We start from the raw sequence: 14,894 nt of genomic DNA on the forward strand, positions 1-14,894 counted from the left end.
TCCGTATCTATTCCTTATTCCGACCAGACGATCTTGCCGTCGACGATCGTTGTAACCGGCCAGCCCTTCAGCTCCCAGCCGCCGAATGGCGTATTGCTGCTCTTCGACAAGAAGGTCGACGGGTCAACCGCACGCTCGCTCTCCAGGTCTACGATCGTCAGATCCGCCGGCGCGCCTTGCTCCAGGCGGCCTGTCTCCAGGCGGAACACACGGGCAGGATCTTGCGTCATGCGCTTCAAGAGGAAGCCAAGCGTCCACTTGCCTGTCGCAACAAACTTTGTATATAGAAGCGGGAAAGCCGTCTCGAAGCCGACGATGCCGAATGGCGCCAGGTCGACGCCGCGTGCCTTCTCTTCTGCGCTATGCGGCGCATGGTCCGTTACGATCATGTCCAGCGTGCCGTCCTCAAGCCCTTCAATGACGGCCTGCACATCGCGAGGAGTGCGCAGCGGCGGGTTCATCTTCCAGTTCGCGTCGTCCAGACCCGGGATATCCTCATCCGACAGAAGCAGGTGATGCGGACATACTTCCGCCGTCACCGATACGCCGATCGACTTCGCCAGTCTGATGAGGCGTACCGATTGCTCCGTGCTGACATGGCAGACATGGTAATGCACGCCTGTCGCTTCCGCTAGAAGCACGTCCCTGCCTACATGAATCGCTTCGGATTCATTCGGGATTCCTTTAATGCCATGCTTGCGGGAAAATTCGCCTTCCGACGCCCAAGCGCCTTCCACCAGCGAATCGTCCTCGCAGTGTGCGATGACCGGCATATCCAGCGATTTGGCCAGCGCCATCGCGTTTTTCATCATTTGTGCATTCTGTACGCCTACGCCGTCATCCGTAAAGCCGATCGCTCCTGCTTCCTTCAGAGCGGCAAAGTCCGTCAGCTCTCGTCCGAGCTCGTTTTTCGTAATGGCTGCGTAAGGCAGTACCTTCACCAATCCAGCCTCAGCCGCTTTGTCCAATACATATTTTACGGTCTCAGGCTTGTCGATGACCGGGCGTGTGTTCGGCATGCAGGCGATTGTTGTGAATCCGCCTTTCGCTGCCGAACGGGAGCCCGTCACGATATCTTCTTTATGTTCAAAACCCGGATCGCGCAGATGGACGTGCATATCGATGAAGCCTGCCGATACCAGCTTGCCTGCTGCGTCAATCACTTCCGCGCTGCCTGTGTCGATAACTCCGGCGTCAACGACCTCGGCGATCCGTCCGTCGCTTACGCGTATGTGCTTTTGCTCCAGCTTGCCGTTTTCTTCGTTCCATACGTTGCCGTTAATAATCCACAATGACATGTTCTGATCACCCTCCGATTGTATTCGCTCTGTCGCTTGCTGCCGATGGTCCGGAAGCCTGTCTTCTGCGTTTAGCTAAGTGCGCGTTCGATTACCGCCATACGGATCGGCACGCCGTTCTCCATCTGAGGGAAGATGCGGGATTGCGGGTGCTCTACCAAATCCCCGTCGATCTCCACATTCCGGTTAACCGGTGCAGGATGCATGATGATTGCATGCGGCGCGATGCGCTGCGCTCGTTCAACCGTCAGGCCGTATTGCTCGCGATAAGCTTCGGCCGAATTCAGCATGCCGCTCTCATGTCGCTCCAGCTGTACTCTCAGCATCATCACCACGTCGGCCTTCAGCGCTTCGTCCATCGAGATGTAAGGAGCGTCAAGCTCCTTCGCCTGCATGTTGCTCGGTGCGCAGAAGCTTACGTTAGCGCCGAATTTGCGCAGCGCCCACAGGTTGGAGCGCGCTACCCGGCTGTGCAGAATATCGCCGACGATCGATACGTTCAGGCCGCTCAGCGAGCCGAACTGCTTGCGCATCGTGTACAGGTCCAGCAGCGCCTGCGTCGGATGCTCGTTGTTGCCATCGCCCGCATTGACAAGCGGGACTTTGATCTTCTCGGCCAATTCAGCCAGGAGTCCTGTCGGCTTGAGGCGAATGACGCCAACATCGATACCCATCGACTCAAGAGTCCGCACCGTATCGTAGATTGATTCGCCCTTCTCGACGCTGGAAGCCGCCGCAGAGAAGTTGATTACCTCGGCGCCAAGCCGCTTCTCCGCTACTTCGAATGAAAATCTCGTTCTTGTGCTATTCTCGAAAAACATGTTTGCCGCGAATTTGCCTTGCTGGCCTCCATGTACTTTAACCGGGTGCTTCTCCCAATGAGCCGCTCGCTCCAGGATGGATTCGATTTCTTCTTTGTCAAGGTCTTTCAGACCGAGCAAGCTGCGCTCTTTCAATTGTGCAAGCGTCATTAGGTCTACCCCCTTTGGTTGATTAAGGTCACTTGATCGATGGTGTCGATCTCTTTTAGCGCGACTTGTATTTGTTCTTGCTTGGAGGTAGGAACGTTCTTCCCGATAAAGTCTGGCCTGATCGGCAGCTCGCGATGGCCCCGGTCGACCAGCACAGCCAGCTGTATGCTTCTCGGCCGTCCGCAATCCATCAGGGCGTCCATGGCGGCGCGGATGGTCCGGCCCGTATACAGCACATCGTCGAACAGGATGATAATCTTGTCCTTCGTTGTAAAAGGCATGCCCTCAAGTTCGCCGAGCGCAGCCGCGGCTTCCGCCTTGGTCACAGCCGCATCCAGCCGGTCGTCCCGGTACTGCGTAATATCAAGCTCCCGAACCGGTACCGGCCTTCCTTCAATCTCGCCGATCCGTTCCGCGACGCGGTTAGCCAAATAGATGCCTCTTGTGCGAATCCCAACAATGACGCAGTCGTCGATGCCTTTGTTCTTTTCGACAATTTCATGCGCGATACGCGTCAATGCCCGACGAATCGCCGTTTCGTCCATAATGACCAGATGCTCTTCTTCCGCCATAACCGCTCACCTCTTCGCTACAACTTTTCTCCGTTTGCTCCGACAAAAAAACTCCTTGCGGAGTTCGCAAGGAGTTGGTGTGATTAGTCAGGAATAGAGCAGGTCCCGTTCTCTCGGCCGGCACAAACCGCGCGGAGAGAGGACTCCTGTTCCTATCCGATTATAGACCTATATTCACGCTACCTTGCCAGTCTCACGGGACTGAATTAAAGGTACTGCTCTGTATCATAGGAATTATCCCACGTTGGGCATAAGAAGTCAAGAGCGTAACGCCCTTTGCTTAACCATAGTGTGGAGAATCCGTTCCCGACTATACAAGGATAGCGTTGGCAATTCGAATGGGTTGCTGATTAATTTCCGCTTACAGGCTGAGCTTGCGGATCCGATCTACCGCTTTCTCCGTATTCTCGCGGCTGCCGAATGCCGTTAAGCGGAAGTAGCCTTGTCCGCTTTGGCCGAAACCTACGCCTGGCGTTCCGACAATATTCGCTTCAGACAGCAGCTTGTCGAAGAAGCTCCAGGAATCCATGCCTTTTGGCGTCTTCAACCAAATGTAAGGCGCATTCACACCGCCGAACACTTCAAGGCCGATCGATGCAAGGCCGTCGCGGATAATCGCTGCATTCGTCATATAGTACTCCACCAGCGAAGCAATTTGCTCTTTGCCCTCAGGGGAATAGATCGCAGCAGCGCCGCGCTGCGTCACATAAGATACGCCATTGAACTTGGTTGTGTGGCGGCGGTTCCACAGATCATTGATCAGGACGGAATTTCCGTTCGCGTCTAGGCCCTTTAGCTCGCGGGGTACAACGGTATAAGCGCAGCGCACGCCTGTGAAGCCGGCGGTCTTGGAGAAGCTGCGGAACTCAATCGCTACTTCACGCGCGCCTTCCACTTCATAGATGCTGTGCGGCACATCCTTTTCCTGAATGAACGCTTCATACGCGGAGTCGAACAAGATGATGCAATTGTTTTCTCTTGCGTAATCTACCCACACTTTAAGTTCATCCTTCGTAAGCGTCATGCCCGTCGGATTGTTCGGATAGCACAAGTAGATCAGATCCACTTTGCGGTCAGGAAGGCTTGGCTTGAAATTGTTCTCCGCCGTGCATTCCAGGTAGACGATGTTCTCGTAACGCTTGGTCTCCTGGTTGTACTTGCCGGAGCGGCCCGCCATTACATTCGTATCCACATATACAGGGTAAACAGGGTCCTGTACGGCTACGATGCTGTCCTGGCTGAAGATTTCCTGGATATTGCCTACATCGCATTTGGAGCCGTCGCTGAGGAATACCTCGTTCAATGCGATATCGATGCCGCGTGCTTTGTAGTCATGTTCGATAATCGCTTGAATCAAGAAGTCGTAGCCTTGCTCCGGACCGTAACCGCGGAACGAGCCAGGCTGTGCCAGCTCCTCGACGGCTTCATGCATCGCCTTTACAACCGCTTCAGGCAGACCGCGTGTAACGTCGCCGATGCCCAGGCTAATAATCTCGGCATTCGGGTTCTCCTGCATAAATTTTGTACGGCGTTTGGCGATTTCAGAAAATAAATAGCTGCCTTGCAGCTCCAAGTAGTTGTGGTTAATGGCTGTCATTGCTTTCACCTTTCCTTTTGTAGAATACAACAATTCTACGTTTAGGATAACGCACTTGAGGGGCGAACATAATGCAGGATATCGTCAAAAGTTTGCACTTATTTCAGTATCGCATTCATACGTTCGTCACTATGCGGCTAGACGAAAGCAGCCGGTGCGATGCACCGGCTGACAACACTCTTCTTATCTCGACTTCAAGCTGGCAAGCACATGCTCATAATCCTCAGGCAGCGGCGCTTCGAACAGCAGCCTCTCCCCAGTACGCGGATGTGTGAAGCCCAATACAGCCGCATGAAGAGCCTGTCCGTCCAGCGCGACCGTCTTGTTCCGTCCGTATACGGGATCCCCCGCCATCGGATGGCCGATATATTTCATATGAACGCGAATCTGATGCGTGCGGCCCGTCTCCAGTTGAAGCTCAAGCAGCGTGTAGTCGCCTATACGCTCCAATACGACAAAATGAGTAACAGCAGGCTTGCTGTTATGCTCCGTTACCGTAAACAGCTTGCGGTCGTTGCGGTCGCGGCCGATCGGCGCATCGATGGTGCCTTGGTCATGAGGCACATTGCCGTGAACCAGCGCAATATATTTTCGCGTGACGGTATGCTCCTTCAATTGCTCGGCTAGCGAAACATGCGCCAGATCGTTTTTGGCCGCCATGAGAAGACCTGTCGTATCCTTGTCGATCCGATGCACGATGCCGGGACGCAGCATGCCATTAATGCCGGAGAGGTCCTTGCAATGATGCATCAGCGCGTTCACGACCGTACCTGACGAATGTCCCGGTGCAGGGTGTACAACCATGCCTCTCGGCTTGTTAATGACGATGATATCCGAATCCTCGTATACCACTTCAAGAGGAATATCCTCGGCTTTAATATTCGCGTCTTCCGTCTCCGGCACAGCGATAGCCAGAACATCCCCCAGAGCGAGCTTGTAATTTGCTTTTACACTCTTGCCACCCACGGTTGCCGCTCCGGCCTTGATCCATTCCTGCACCTGAGTGCGGGACAATCCCGGCATATTCAACGTCTCGGCAATCCATTTATCAATTCGCTCGCCTGCTTGTTCGGACTCTATCGTCCATTCTACGAGCGTTGCGTCATCATCTTGCTGTAGGTTGCTGTTCATGCTCACTTGGCTCCTTATTGTCCTGTCCTTGCGCGAGCTTCTCCTCGCGGGCGCTAAGAAGCGCATCCAGCAGAATTAGCCCCACACCTATCACAATTGCGGAATCCGCAATGTTGAAGATCGGGAACGTATAGCTGCCAAAGTTGAATTTGAAGAAGTCGACCACTTCACCGAAGCGCACACGATCAATGAAGTTCCCGATAGCTCCGCCCAGTACCAATGTCAAACCGATAAACAATCTCGGCTTGCCCGTTTTACGCATCGTATGGGTGTACCAGATTAGCCCGGACACTATAGCGACCGTAATAATAATGAAGAATACGCGCTGTCCCTCCAGAATACCGAAGGCAGCCCCGCGATTGCGATGCGACGTAATGAGGAAGAAGTTGCCGATCACGCTAATTTCATCGTACAGGTTCATTTTAGTCGCCACGATTTTTTTGGTCACGTAATCCAGGATAAGTACGATCACTGTAATGAGGTAGTAATAGGTATAGCGCATCTGATCACTCCTAAAAAAGGTAACTTGCATTCGGCTTGCCGCCATCGGCCATTCATGGCAATATCCGCTTCACCTAGTGTAGCATAGGGGAGCGGCTGGAAACCAGTTATATCCTAGGCGAGTGGGCTATGCTGCCATCCAGCCATGCCCATACTGAAATCGTCCGCTTCGGCAAAAGCTAATGAGGCAATTATGTATGGTACAAAGGACGGTGCTATCCTTATGTCTTATCCATCAAGCTCCCAGCTCGCCCTGCTGCGTCTTCGCCTGCAGGACGAGCATCAGGAAATTGAATCCCGATTGATGCAAAATCAGCATTATGGCAAAGGAGACTCCCTTCGCGATCAGACCGGAGAATTGTCGCCGATTGATAATCATCCCGGCGATCTTGCGACCGAGCTGTACGAGCGGGAGAAGGATATCTCCCTGCTGGAGCAGGAAGAGCTTCATCTTCGCCGGATCGAGGCCGCTCTTGCAGCCATGGACAATGGCAACTATGGTGTCTGTGTTGTCTGCGGCGAACCTATCCCTTATGAAAGGCTTGACGCAGTCCCCGATACCCTGTATTGCGTCAGCCACGCTCCAAGAAATATAGTATCCGACCGCCGTCCGGTTGAGGAGATGTTCCTGCAGCCTCCATTTGGCCGGACGAGCATGGACGAACATGAGGGCGGATATAACGGGTTCGATGGCGAGGACGCTTGGCAAATTGTCGAGTCTTGGGGCAATGCCGATTCGCCGGCGATGTCGGAGAATCGGAACGCCACTGATTATGAGCATATCGGCATTGAGTCCGAAGAAAATGACGGATACGTAGAATCGCTGGAAAGCTTTCTTGCAACCGACATTACAGGCCGCTATGTATCGGTTATCCGCAATCGCGAATATGAGAACTATATGCAGAGCGAGGAAGGCGATCACATGCTGGAGGGCGAGAACGATGAAGCGTAATGCCTAATAGCTCTTGCCTTCCAGCTGGATCTGTACGATTCGTACGATATCCGCAATATAATCCCCGATAATGGGAAGATTGAGCGCTCCGAGAATTTGCAGCACATACAGGATCGTTGCGGCAAAAAACGTGAACCCGATCGCGATGCCGACACCCCTTGCTACACCTGACAGCAGATTGCGCCAGATCAGCGAGAAAGGGCGGTTAAGCAAATCGACATATTCTGCGATATGGGTTCTCTCCATCTCTGAGGCAATATGCTGCATACGCTTATCGAGAGCAGCCAGCGATTTCTGAAGCATGCTTAAGTCGTTCGCTTCTTGCTCAGGGAGCGGATGCTTTCCTTGATGTCTTCTCTTCACCATAACCATCACCTCCGGTTCAAAGCAGAGAAGCCCGCTCCGCCAGCATGGCGGCAAGCGGGCTTCATCCTATAAGGTTTTCCTAAGCCGTCTTAACCTTATCTGCGGAACAAGTATGGCCGCCTAAGCGGCTAATGCATTTGCATTTGTTCCCTTACTATTTCCCTAACCTTTGATGAAAATGCCTACTTCCTTCTCGCCCAGCTTTACTCTTTCCATACCCTCTAAAGCTTCGAACGAAACGGACTGCAGCAGAACGTTGTCATGGAGAACAGCTGAGAACGCTTCAAGCGCAGCCTTCAGCTCGCCATCTACGTCCAATGCCAGATCCACGCGCTTCTCGATCGGAAGATCCTGCTTCTTGCGCGTATCCTGAACGGCGCGAATCACTTCACGAACCCAGCCCTCTTGCTCCAATTCCGGCGTAATGTCCGTATTAAGCGCTACGGTCATGCCGCCTCCGGATGCCGATGCGAAGCCGGACTTCGCTTGCTTCTCGACAAGAAGCTCATCCAGACTGATCGACAGCGCCTCACCTTCAGCTGTCGTGAAGCCGAAGCTGCCTCCGGTTACAACCTCGCGCGCTTCGTCCGCAGACAGAGCTTTCAGCGCACCTTGGATCGGGCCGACATGCTTGCCGTATTTCTTGCCCGCAACCTTCAGATTCAGCTTAAGGTTGAAATCTACGAAGCCGCTGTCGGAATGCTGCACGACAATGCTTTTCACGTTGATTTCATCCTTGATGATCTCTTCGTAATCGGAGATCGGGAATTCGCCGTCAAGCGATACGATCAGCTCAGACAATGGCTGTCGCGTCTTGATCGATGTTTCATTACGCACGTTGCGCGCCAGTTCGACGATTCCCTTCGTGCTCTCCATATCGCGCTCAAGCGTTTCGTCGATAACCGCTTCATCTGCGACCGGGAAGTCAGCCAGATGAACGCTGCCTTCGCCGCCCAGGTTGCCGTACACGTCATCCGCAAGGAGCGGCGCGTAGGGTGCGATCAGACGAGATAGCGTCAGAAGCACATGGCGAAGCGTCTGATAAGCTGCCACCTTGTCTTCCGACAGTCCGCTGCCCCAGAACCGGTCACGGGAACGGCGGATATACCAGTTGCTCATCTCGTCGACGAACTGCTCGATCGACTTGGCAGGGTTCAGGAAGTCGTTGACTTCAAGACCTTTCGTAACCGTCTTGATCAAGCTGTTCAGGCGGGATACAATCCAGCGGTCCAGCTTGTTGCCGGATGCCTTCGCGGCATGCTCCTCCGGCTTGTAGCCGTCGATGGATGCATACAGCGCATAGAAAGCATGGGTATTGACAATCGTATCGATCACCTTCGATTTGGCTTCGCCTACGATGCCTCTGGAGAAGCGCTTGCTGTTCCATGGCGCGCTGTCTGCGAGGAGAGCCCAGCGGAAGGCGTCCGTGCCGTATTCGTTGATGATTTCCCAAGGATCGATTACATTGCCCTTCGACTTGGACATCTTCTGTCCGTTCTCATCGAGAATGTGGCCGGTCGAGATAACGGCTTTGTACGGCGCTTTGCCGTTGTAAAGCGTCGATACCGCCAGCAAGCTGAAGAACCAGCCGCGCGTCTGGTCGATGCCCTCACAGATAATATCTGCCGGGTACTGATCCTGGAACTGCTTCTCGTCTCCGAACGGATGATGCTGCTGGGCGAACGGCATGGAGCCGCTGTCGAACCATACGTCGATGACTTCCGGCGTACGTCTCATGACGGCACCTTCAGCATAAGGCGATTGCAATAAAATATCGTCAACATAAGGTTTATGAAGCTCGATATCCTCCGGTACATCGCCTACTGCGCGTGCGCGCAGATCCGCAATGCTCTCTGGCGCGTATTCCTTGCCCGTCGCTTCGCACACCCATACGTTAAGCGGCGTGCCCCAATAGCGATTGCGGCTAATGTTCCAATCGACCAGATCCTCCAGGAACTTGCCGAAGCGGCCTTCGCGAATATGGCCTGGATACCAGTCGACGCCATTGTTGTTCGCGATCAGCTGATCCTTGACCGCCGTCGTCTCGATGAACCAGCTCTCTGTTGCGTAATAGAGCAGCGGCGATTTGCAGCGCCAGCAGAACGGATAGCTGTGCTCATAACGTTCTTTGGAATAAAGAAGACCCCTCTCGCTCAGCATCTTCACGATATCGACGTCGCAATCCTTCACGAAGCGCCCTGCAAGATCCGTTACCTCATCGACATAACGGCCGGCGTTGTTCACGACGCTCAGCATGCTGATGCCGTTCGCGCGTGCCACCTTGTAGTCGTCTTCGCCATGTGCTGGCGCGATATGGACGATACCCGTACCGCTGGTGTCGCTGACGAAGTCGCCCGTAATGACGATATGGCCTGTTTCGATCGGCACATAACGGAATGGCGGCTCATAAGCCTTGCCTGCCAGATCGGCGCCCTTCAGCGTGGACAATACCTCGTAATTTTCCTTCAGCACGCTCTCCGCAAGTGCTTCCGCAACGATGTATACCTCGCCGTCCTTCGATGCGCGAACGTAGGTCAACTCCGGATTAACCGCAAGCGCCACGTTGGCCGGGAGCGTCCAAGGCGTCGTCGTCCAAGCGAGCACATAATCGCCGGAATCGATCAGCTTGAACTTGGCTGTTGCGCTCAGATCCTTTACATCCTCGTAGCCTTGCGCCACTTCATGGGAGCTTAGAGTAGTCTGGCAGCAAGGGCAATACGGACTGACGCGGTGACCGCGATACAGCAGGCCTTTCTTGTGAATCGTGGACAGAATATGCCATACGCTTTCGATATATTCATTCTTCAGCGTGATGTACGGATTGTCGAGATCGGTCCAGTACGCGATCGCTTCCGTCAGCTCGCGCCATTGCTTCTCGTATTCGAATACGCTGTCCTTGCACTTCTTCACGAAGGCTTCAACACCGTAGTTCTCGATCTCCTGCTTGCCGGAGATGCCAAGCTGCTTCTCTACGCCGAGTTCGACTGGAAGGCCGTGCGTATCCCAGCCTGCCTTGCGGACAACACGGTAGCCCGCCATCGTCTTGTAGCGGCAGATGAAGTCTTTGATGACGCGGCCCAATACGTGGCCGATATGAGGTGCACCGTTCGCAGTTGGCGGTCCTTCGTAGAAGACGAAGTTCGGCTTGCCCTCCCGATTTTGGATGGATTGCTTGAACGTATCATTGTCTTTCCATTGCTGCAGCACACGCAGCTCGCGGCTGCGGGCGCGTTCCTTTACGTCAACGCGTTGCATGTTTCATTACCCCTTCCATATCTTGAGAAAAAAAAATAAAACCCCGCCCCTGTAAAAGGGACGAGGTTAGCTCGCGTTACCACCCTTGTTCCGCCTGTCCCCTTAGAAAGAAAGGGCATGAACATCGTCCCTGATAGAGACGGTGCGACCTGCGGCACTTAGAAGCGAATCACATGATTCGCGGTCCCTGTAACGGGGGACGGCCGTCGACGCTTATTACCGCCTGAATCACGGGTTAGGCGCCTCTTCTCGGAGATGATATTCCGTAATGGCTCATACGCCGGACTTGCAGCAATCATCCGGCTCTCTGGGGAATGAACGCATAACGTACTTGTTCTCGTCATGGAAGTTCAATTGATTGTAATAGTTTAGTTATAGCTTAAATCGGCGGTTCTTGTCAAACGGGCTTTCGCCTATTCCCGCTACCCGCGCAGAAGCTCACGCTCCGGATCGCGCGCCGTATTCGACGAATCCAGCGTATCCCACCCGTCTTGCTTCAGCAGATCAAGCTGTGCCTCGACAAGCGTACGGAAGCGCGCGCGATAGATCGAAGCTTGCTTCTTCAGCTCTTCAACCTCAAGCGACACTTTGCGGGACTTGTTCAGCGAATCATTCACGATGCGGTCGGCGTTCTTCTCCGCTTCCTTGATAATGAGCTGTGCTTCCTTCTTGGCGTTGTTGCGCACTTCGTCTGCTGCTTCTTGCGCAACGATAATCGTCTTGCTCAGCGTCTCTTCGATATTGGAGAAGTGATTCAGCCTCTCCTGTAACGCCAGCATCTGATTTTGAATTTCTTTGTTTTCGCGAATGAGCGATTCATAGTCTTTGATGACCTGGTCCAGAAACTCATTCACTTCATCCTCGTCATAGCCGCGCAGACGGCGCGAAAACTCCTTGTTATGTATGTCCAATGGCGTTAGCGGCATTGGCGCACCTCCCTATTCCTGATATGGTTCCCACGCAACCGGCGGTAGCCTTCGCACGTTCACCACCGTCAACATTCCGATGTGAAGAGATTCGACAGTCCCTCGCTTTTTCCTGCATCCGGTCAAATAAATTTGCCGATCTTTACACGAATCCTGCCCTTTTTTGTCAAGCCGTCGACTTCAAGTACCTTGAATCGACCAAGACCCTTCAAAGACACCACATCGCCTTCCTTGAGCGGCTCTGACGGATTCTCCTCCGTCTTCCAGTTCACCCTGCAACGACCCGCCCGAATGGGCTCCACAATCTTCGAGCGGCTAATGCGGTAGACATCGCTGGCGATGCCGTCCAGCCGCATAGAAGCGACCGTGAAGCTCATCTCCTCCAGCTTCGATACGATCGGCTTCAACTGCTCAAGGGGCAGAATATCCGTCAGCACGCTCAATCGGTGCACTTGACGGAGGTGTATATTTAAGTAATCGGCAATCTCGTCCGTAACCATAATATGCGCGAAGGATTCATGAACATGAATGTCCCCTATCCGGTCGCGTTTGATGCCAAGACCTAGTAAGGCGCCAAGGAAATCGCCATGATCCAGTTCAAGATGAGTTGCGCCTGCCGCTCTTGCTTCAAGAACGGCAATATGCATCGGCTCGTTGTCTACGTCGCGGTAATCCGGTGCGATCAGCGCACGCTTGCGCTCGGCATTCGCGTGACCGCCATCCAGCCGTAGCAGCACATCTGGATTGCGGTTGGCCAGCATCTCGACAATCTGAGCTTGTCTCGGGTCCAAAAAATCGGTCCGCTTCAGCTCATGCTGCATGGCGGACCGATCTATCCATTCCAGTGCCCGATCGACAAACGGCTTCTCTTCGGGGTGAAAATGATTATAAATAGCTGATTTCATGTCGCTGTCCTCTACAAAAGCAGGAATTCAAGCACAGACTGCAAGCCGATCACAATGAACCGCAGCGCAAAGATCGCGATGATCGGGGACAAATCTAGCACGCCGCCGATTGGCGGTATGAATCTTCTGAAGATGCCGATATACGGTTCGACAATCCGTCCGAGCAATTGCCCGATAAAGCTCTCGCGAGCATTAGGAAACCAGGATAACAGAACGTATCCGATAATCAGATAGCTGTAAACGTTGGCTACCGTGCCGATAAATCCATAAATAAACAGTTCCAATCCAAGGTCACCTCATTTTGTTGTAATCGATCTCCTCTGCCAGCATTTCCGTTATGGCACCTTGAATTTCAACCGTGTCCGGTGTGCACAGAAATATATTAGGACCGAGCTTGGAGATGCTGCCGCTTAAAGCGTACACTGTACCGCTTAAGAAATCAACAATGCGAAGAGCGAGGTCGCTTCTGACCCGCTGCAGATTGACGATGACAGCGCGGCGCGAACGCAGATGATCGGCGATTTCCTGCGCTTCGTCATAGGAACGAGGCTCGCTGAGCACGACCCGAACGTTTTTCTGCGAGTGGATGCTGACGACATTATTGCCGCTTCCCGAAGTACCGCCCGTAATTCCGCTATTGTTCCTTAGGTTTCTACGTGTCTCGAACGGCGAGGTTTCAGACTCTTGCTCATCTGTTTGCGTGACGCGCTCCCGCTCGACTACTTCTTCCTCTTCCTGCAGTCCAAAAAAGTTCATAAAACGGTTCATGACGCTCATTCCTCATTCCTCCTCTTTCCCGACTAATGTTGTGCCAAGCCGAACCCATGTCGCGCCTTCCTCAATAGCAACCTCAAAATCATTAGACATGCCCATCGAGAGATGAATCAGATCTTCCGCATGGGCCGATGTGGCCCTGATCTCATCCCTTAATTGGCGCAACGCCCGGAATACCGGTCTTGTATCCTCCGGCTTGGACTCGTAAGGCGCCATCGTCATCAGCCCGATCGGCCTCACCCCCGGAAAATCAGCAAGCTTGTCCAGAAAAGCGGACAGCTCCTCCGGCTGGAGTCCGTGCTTAGATTCCTCGCCCGACACATTGACTTGAATAAAGCAAGGGACGTTAATGCCGAGCTGCGCGGCGCGCTTATGAATCGCTTCCGCCAGCGACAGCCTGTCCAGTGAATGAATGTATGTGAATTTTCCGATGACGTCCTTTACTTTATTCGTCTGCAGGGAACCGATAAAATGCCAAACCGGCTTCCCATCGTTCGATGCCTGCTCACCGCCGCTTAGCGCCAGCCACTTCTCCTGCGCATCCTGCCAGCGATTCTCGCCGAGATTCGACAAGCCGCAATTGAATGCTTCCCTTGCCGTATCCAGCGATACGTATTTCGTTACAGCAATCATATGAACATCTTCCGCTTTCCGGCCTGAGCGATCGCATGCTGCGGCAATTCTCTCTTCCACCGACCGGATTCTCTCTTGCATGGACATCTTCGTTTCACCTTTCTCGAATGCCAATCCAGCTGGCCATTCGTCCCGTTTTGCCGCCTTCCACCCGATAAGAGTAGAACAAATCAGTCCGGCAGCCGGTGCACCAAGTAGTTAATTCGATACGACTCGGCAAAATTCCTGCTTTTATCATAATCTGTCGGTTTAATTCTTTCAAGTTTAGAGAAGCTTTTCCATTTTCCTTCCTTTGCATGCAGCTTGCCTGTTCCTCTTCCGGCAGGTTCAATTCCCTCATCACCCGGTCAACCTCCGTCATCACAGGCCCGTCTACCTCATAACAGCAATCCCCGATTGAAGGTCCGATAGCTGCAAAAATCCGTTCACGCTGCACACCATACGCTTCCTCCATAGCCTCTACCGTCATTGCCGCAATCTCTCCCACCGTACCACGCCATCCGGCATGGGCGAGCGCGACAGCTCCTTGATCAGGTGCATAGAAGTAAAGCGGTACGCAGTCCGCATAAAAGGAAGTCAGCAGCACGCCAGGCACATCCGTCATCAGCGCATCGCAGCCGGTGATCGTATCGTCCATGCGCTCCTTTCCTTTGCCCCGCTCCGCCAACGTCACCTTTGCCACACGGTTGCCATGGACCTGTTCAGCGCAGGTCCATGCCTCGAACGGCCACCCCAGTGCTTCTGTCACACGCTTCCGATTGAGGATAACCGCCTCCTCGTCATCCCCGACGTGAAGCCCTATATTAAGGCCGGTCCACGGCTCGCCGCTCACGCCGCCGCTCCTGCCCGTAAAGCCTGCAGTCAAACGCTCGTCAACGTTTATCCATTCCGGCAACAAAAAAAGCGAAGGCTCCTTCGCTGTATCTTCTCTCTTGCTTTGTACAAACGGTTCCATTCTCTCACCCCATGAATAGGACATAAACAGCGCCCTGGTGCAGGGCGAGCCGTCTATG

The 14,894-nt window shown here is 53.6% G+C and carries 15 protein-coding genes and 1 other annotated feature; of the genes, 1 reads left to right on the forward strand and 14 read right to left on the reverse strand.

Annotation, left to right across the window (positions count from 1 at the left end):
• Positions 1-14: 14 nt before the first annotated feature.
• The 6 genes from D3P07_RS01180 to lspA all read right to left on the reverse strand — a co-directional run bounded on the left by D3P07_RS01180 (position 15) and on the right by lspA (position 6,071).
• Positions 15-1,298 carry a dihydroorotase gene (locus tag D3P07_RS01180; protein WP_119798267.1) on the reverse strand — a complete coding sequence of 428 codons (1,284 nt, stop codon included), beginning with the start codon at positions 1,296-1,298 and terminating at the stop codon, positions 15-17.
• A gap of 71 nt (positions 1,299-1,369) precedes the next feature.
• On the reverse strand, positions 1,370-2,269 hold the full coding sequence (locus D3P07_RS01185) for an aspartate carbamoyltransferase catalytic subunit (protein WP_119798268.1): 900 nt from the start codon (positions 2,267-2,269) through the stop codon (positions 1,370-1,372).
• A 5-nt stretch (positions 2,270-2,274) separates the two neighbouring features.
• Positions 2,275-2,841: a bifunctional pyr operon transcriptional regulator/uracil phosphoribosyltransferase PyrR gene (gene pyrR, locus D3P07_RS01190; protein ID WP_119798269.1), complete on the reverse strand. Its 567-nt coding sequence runs from the start codon at positions 2,839-2,841 to the stop codon at positions 2,275-2,277.
• A 361-nt stretch (positions 2,842-3,202) separates the two neighbouring features.
• Positions 3,203-4,438 carry an LL-diaminopimelate aminotransferase gene (locus tag D3P07_RS01195; protein ID WP_119798270.1) on the reverse strand — a complete coding sequence of 412 codons (1,236 nt, stop codon included), beginning with the start codon at positions 4,436-4,438 and terminating at the stop codon, positions 3,203-3,205.
• Between the two features lie 183 nt (positions 4,439-4,621).
• A complete protein-coding gene (locus D3P07_RS01200; RefSeq protein ID WP_119798271.1) occupies positions 4,622-5,569 on the reverse strand; it encodes an RluA family pseudouridine synthase in 948 nt (315 codons plus the stop codon).
• Positions 5,544-6,071, reverse strand: a complete 528-nt coding sequence (gene lspA / locus D3P07_RS01205; protein WP_119798272.1) for a signal peptidase II — start codon at positions 6,069-6,071, stop codon at positions 5,544-5,546. The genes D3P07_RS01200 and lspA overlap by 26 nt, the downstream gene beginning before the upstream one ends.
• A gap of 222 nt (positions 6,072-6,293) precedes the next feature.
• Between lspA and D3P07_RS01210 the strand changes: the two genes are divergently transcribed.
• Positions 6,294-7,022, forward strand: coding sequence for a TraR/DksA C4-type zinc finger protein (locus D3P07_RS01210; RefSeq protein ID WP_119798927.1), 729 nt, complete (start codon positions 6,294-6,296; stop codon positions 7,020-7,022).
• Positions 7,023-7,025: 3 nt separating this feature from the next.
• Here D3P07_RS01210 and D3P07_RS01215 read toward each other — a convergent pair whose 3' ends face one another.
• The 8 genes from D3P07_RS01215 to pgeF all read right to left on the reverse strand — a co-directional run bounded on the left by D3P07_RS01215 (position 7,026) and on the right by pgeF (position 14,836).
• The gene (locus D3P07_RS01215; protein ID WP_119798928.1) at positions 7,026-7,325 is read right to left on the reverse strand and encodes a DUF5665 domain-containing protein; all 300 of its coding nucleotides are present in this window, start codon (positions 7,323-7,325) and stop codon (positions 7,026-7,028) included.
• 225 nt (positions 7,326-7,550) lie between these two features.
• Complete coding sequence (gene ileS / locus D3P07_RS01220; RefSeq protein ID WP_119798273.1) at positions 7,551-10,643, reverse strand: isoleucine--tRNA ligase; 3,093 nt, start codon at positions 10,641-10,643, stop codon at positions 7,551-7,553.
• A 53-nt stretch (positions 10,644-10,696) separates the two neighbouring features.
• Positions 10,697-10,996, reverse strand: a binding site (T-box leader).
• A 69-nt stretch (positions 10,997-11,065) separates the two neighbouring features.
• Complete coding sequence (locus D3P07_RS01225) at positions 11,066-11,569, reverse strand: DivIVA domain-containing protein (protein WP_119798274.1); 504 nt, start codon at positions 11,567-11,569, stop codon at positions 11,066-11,068.
• Between the two features lie 122 nt (positions 11,570-11,691).
• Positions 11,692-12,474 carry a YlmH family RNA-binding protein gene (locus D3P07_RS01230; protein ID WP_119798275.1) on the reverse strand — a complete coding sequence of 261 codons (783 nt, stop codon included), beginning with the start codon at positions 12,472-12,474 and terminating at the stop codon, positions 11,692-11,694.
• An 11-nt stretch (positions 12,475-12,485) separates the two neighbouring features.
• Complete coding sequence (locus tag D3P07_RS01235; protein ID WP_119798276.1) at positions 12,486-12,758, reverse strand: YggT family protein; 273 nt, start codon at positions 12,756-12,758, stop codon at positions 12,486-12,488.
• Between the two features lie 7 nt (positions 12,759-12,765).
• Positions 12,766-13,251 carry a cell division protein SepF gene (locus tag D3P07_RS01240; protein WP_119798277.1) on the reverse strand — a complete coding sequence of 162 codons (486 nt, stop codon included), beginning with the start codon at positions 13,249-13,251 and terminating at the stop codon, positions 12,766-12,768.
• Between the two features lie 3 nt (positions 13,252-13,254).
• Positions 13,255-13,968 carry a YggS family pyridoxal phosphate-dependent enzyme gene (locus D3P07_RS01245; protein ID WP_119798278.1) on the reverse strand — a complete coding sequence of 238 codons (714 nt, stop codon included), beginning with the start codon at positions 13,966-13,968 and terminating at the stop codon, positions 13,255-13,257.
• Positions 13,969-13,975: 7 nt separating this feature from the next.
• Positions 13,976-14,836, reverse strand: a complete 861-nt coding sequence (gene pgeF, locus D3P07_RS01250; protein WP_119798279.1) for a peptidoglycan editing factor PgeF — start codon at positions 14,834-14,836, stop codon at positions 13,976-13,978.
• Between the last annotated feature and the right edge of the window lie 58 nt (positions 14,837-14,894).

It is taken from the genome of Paenibacillus sp. 1011MAR3C5 (assembly GCF_003591485.1).
Classification (GTDB): Bacteria; Bacillota; Bacilli; order Paenibacillales; family Paenibacillaceae; genus Pristimantibacillus.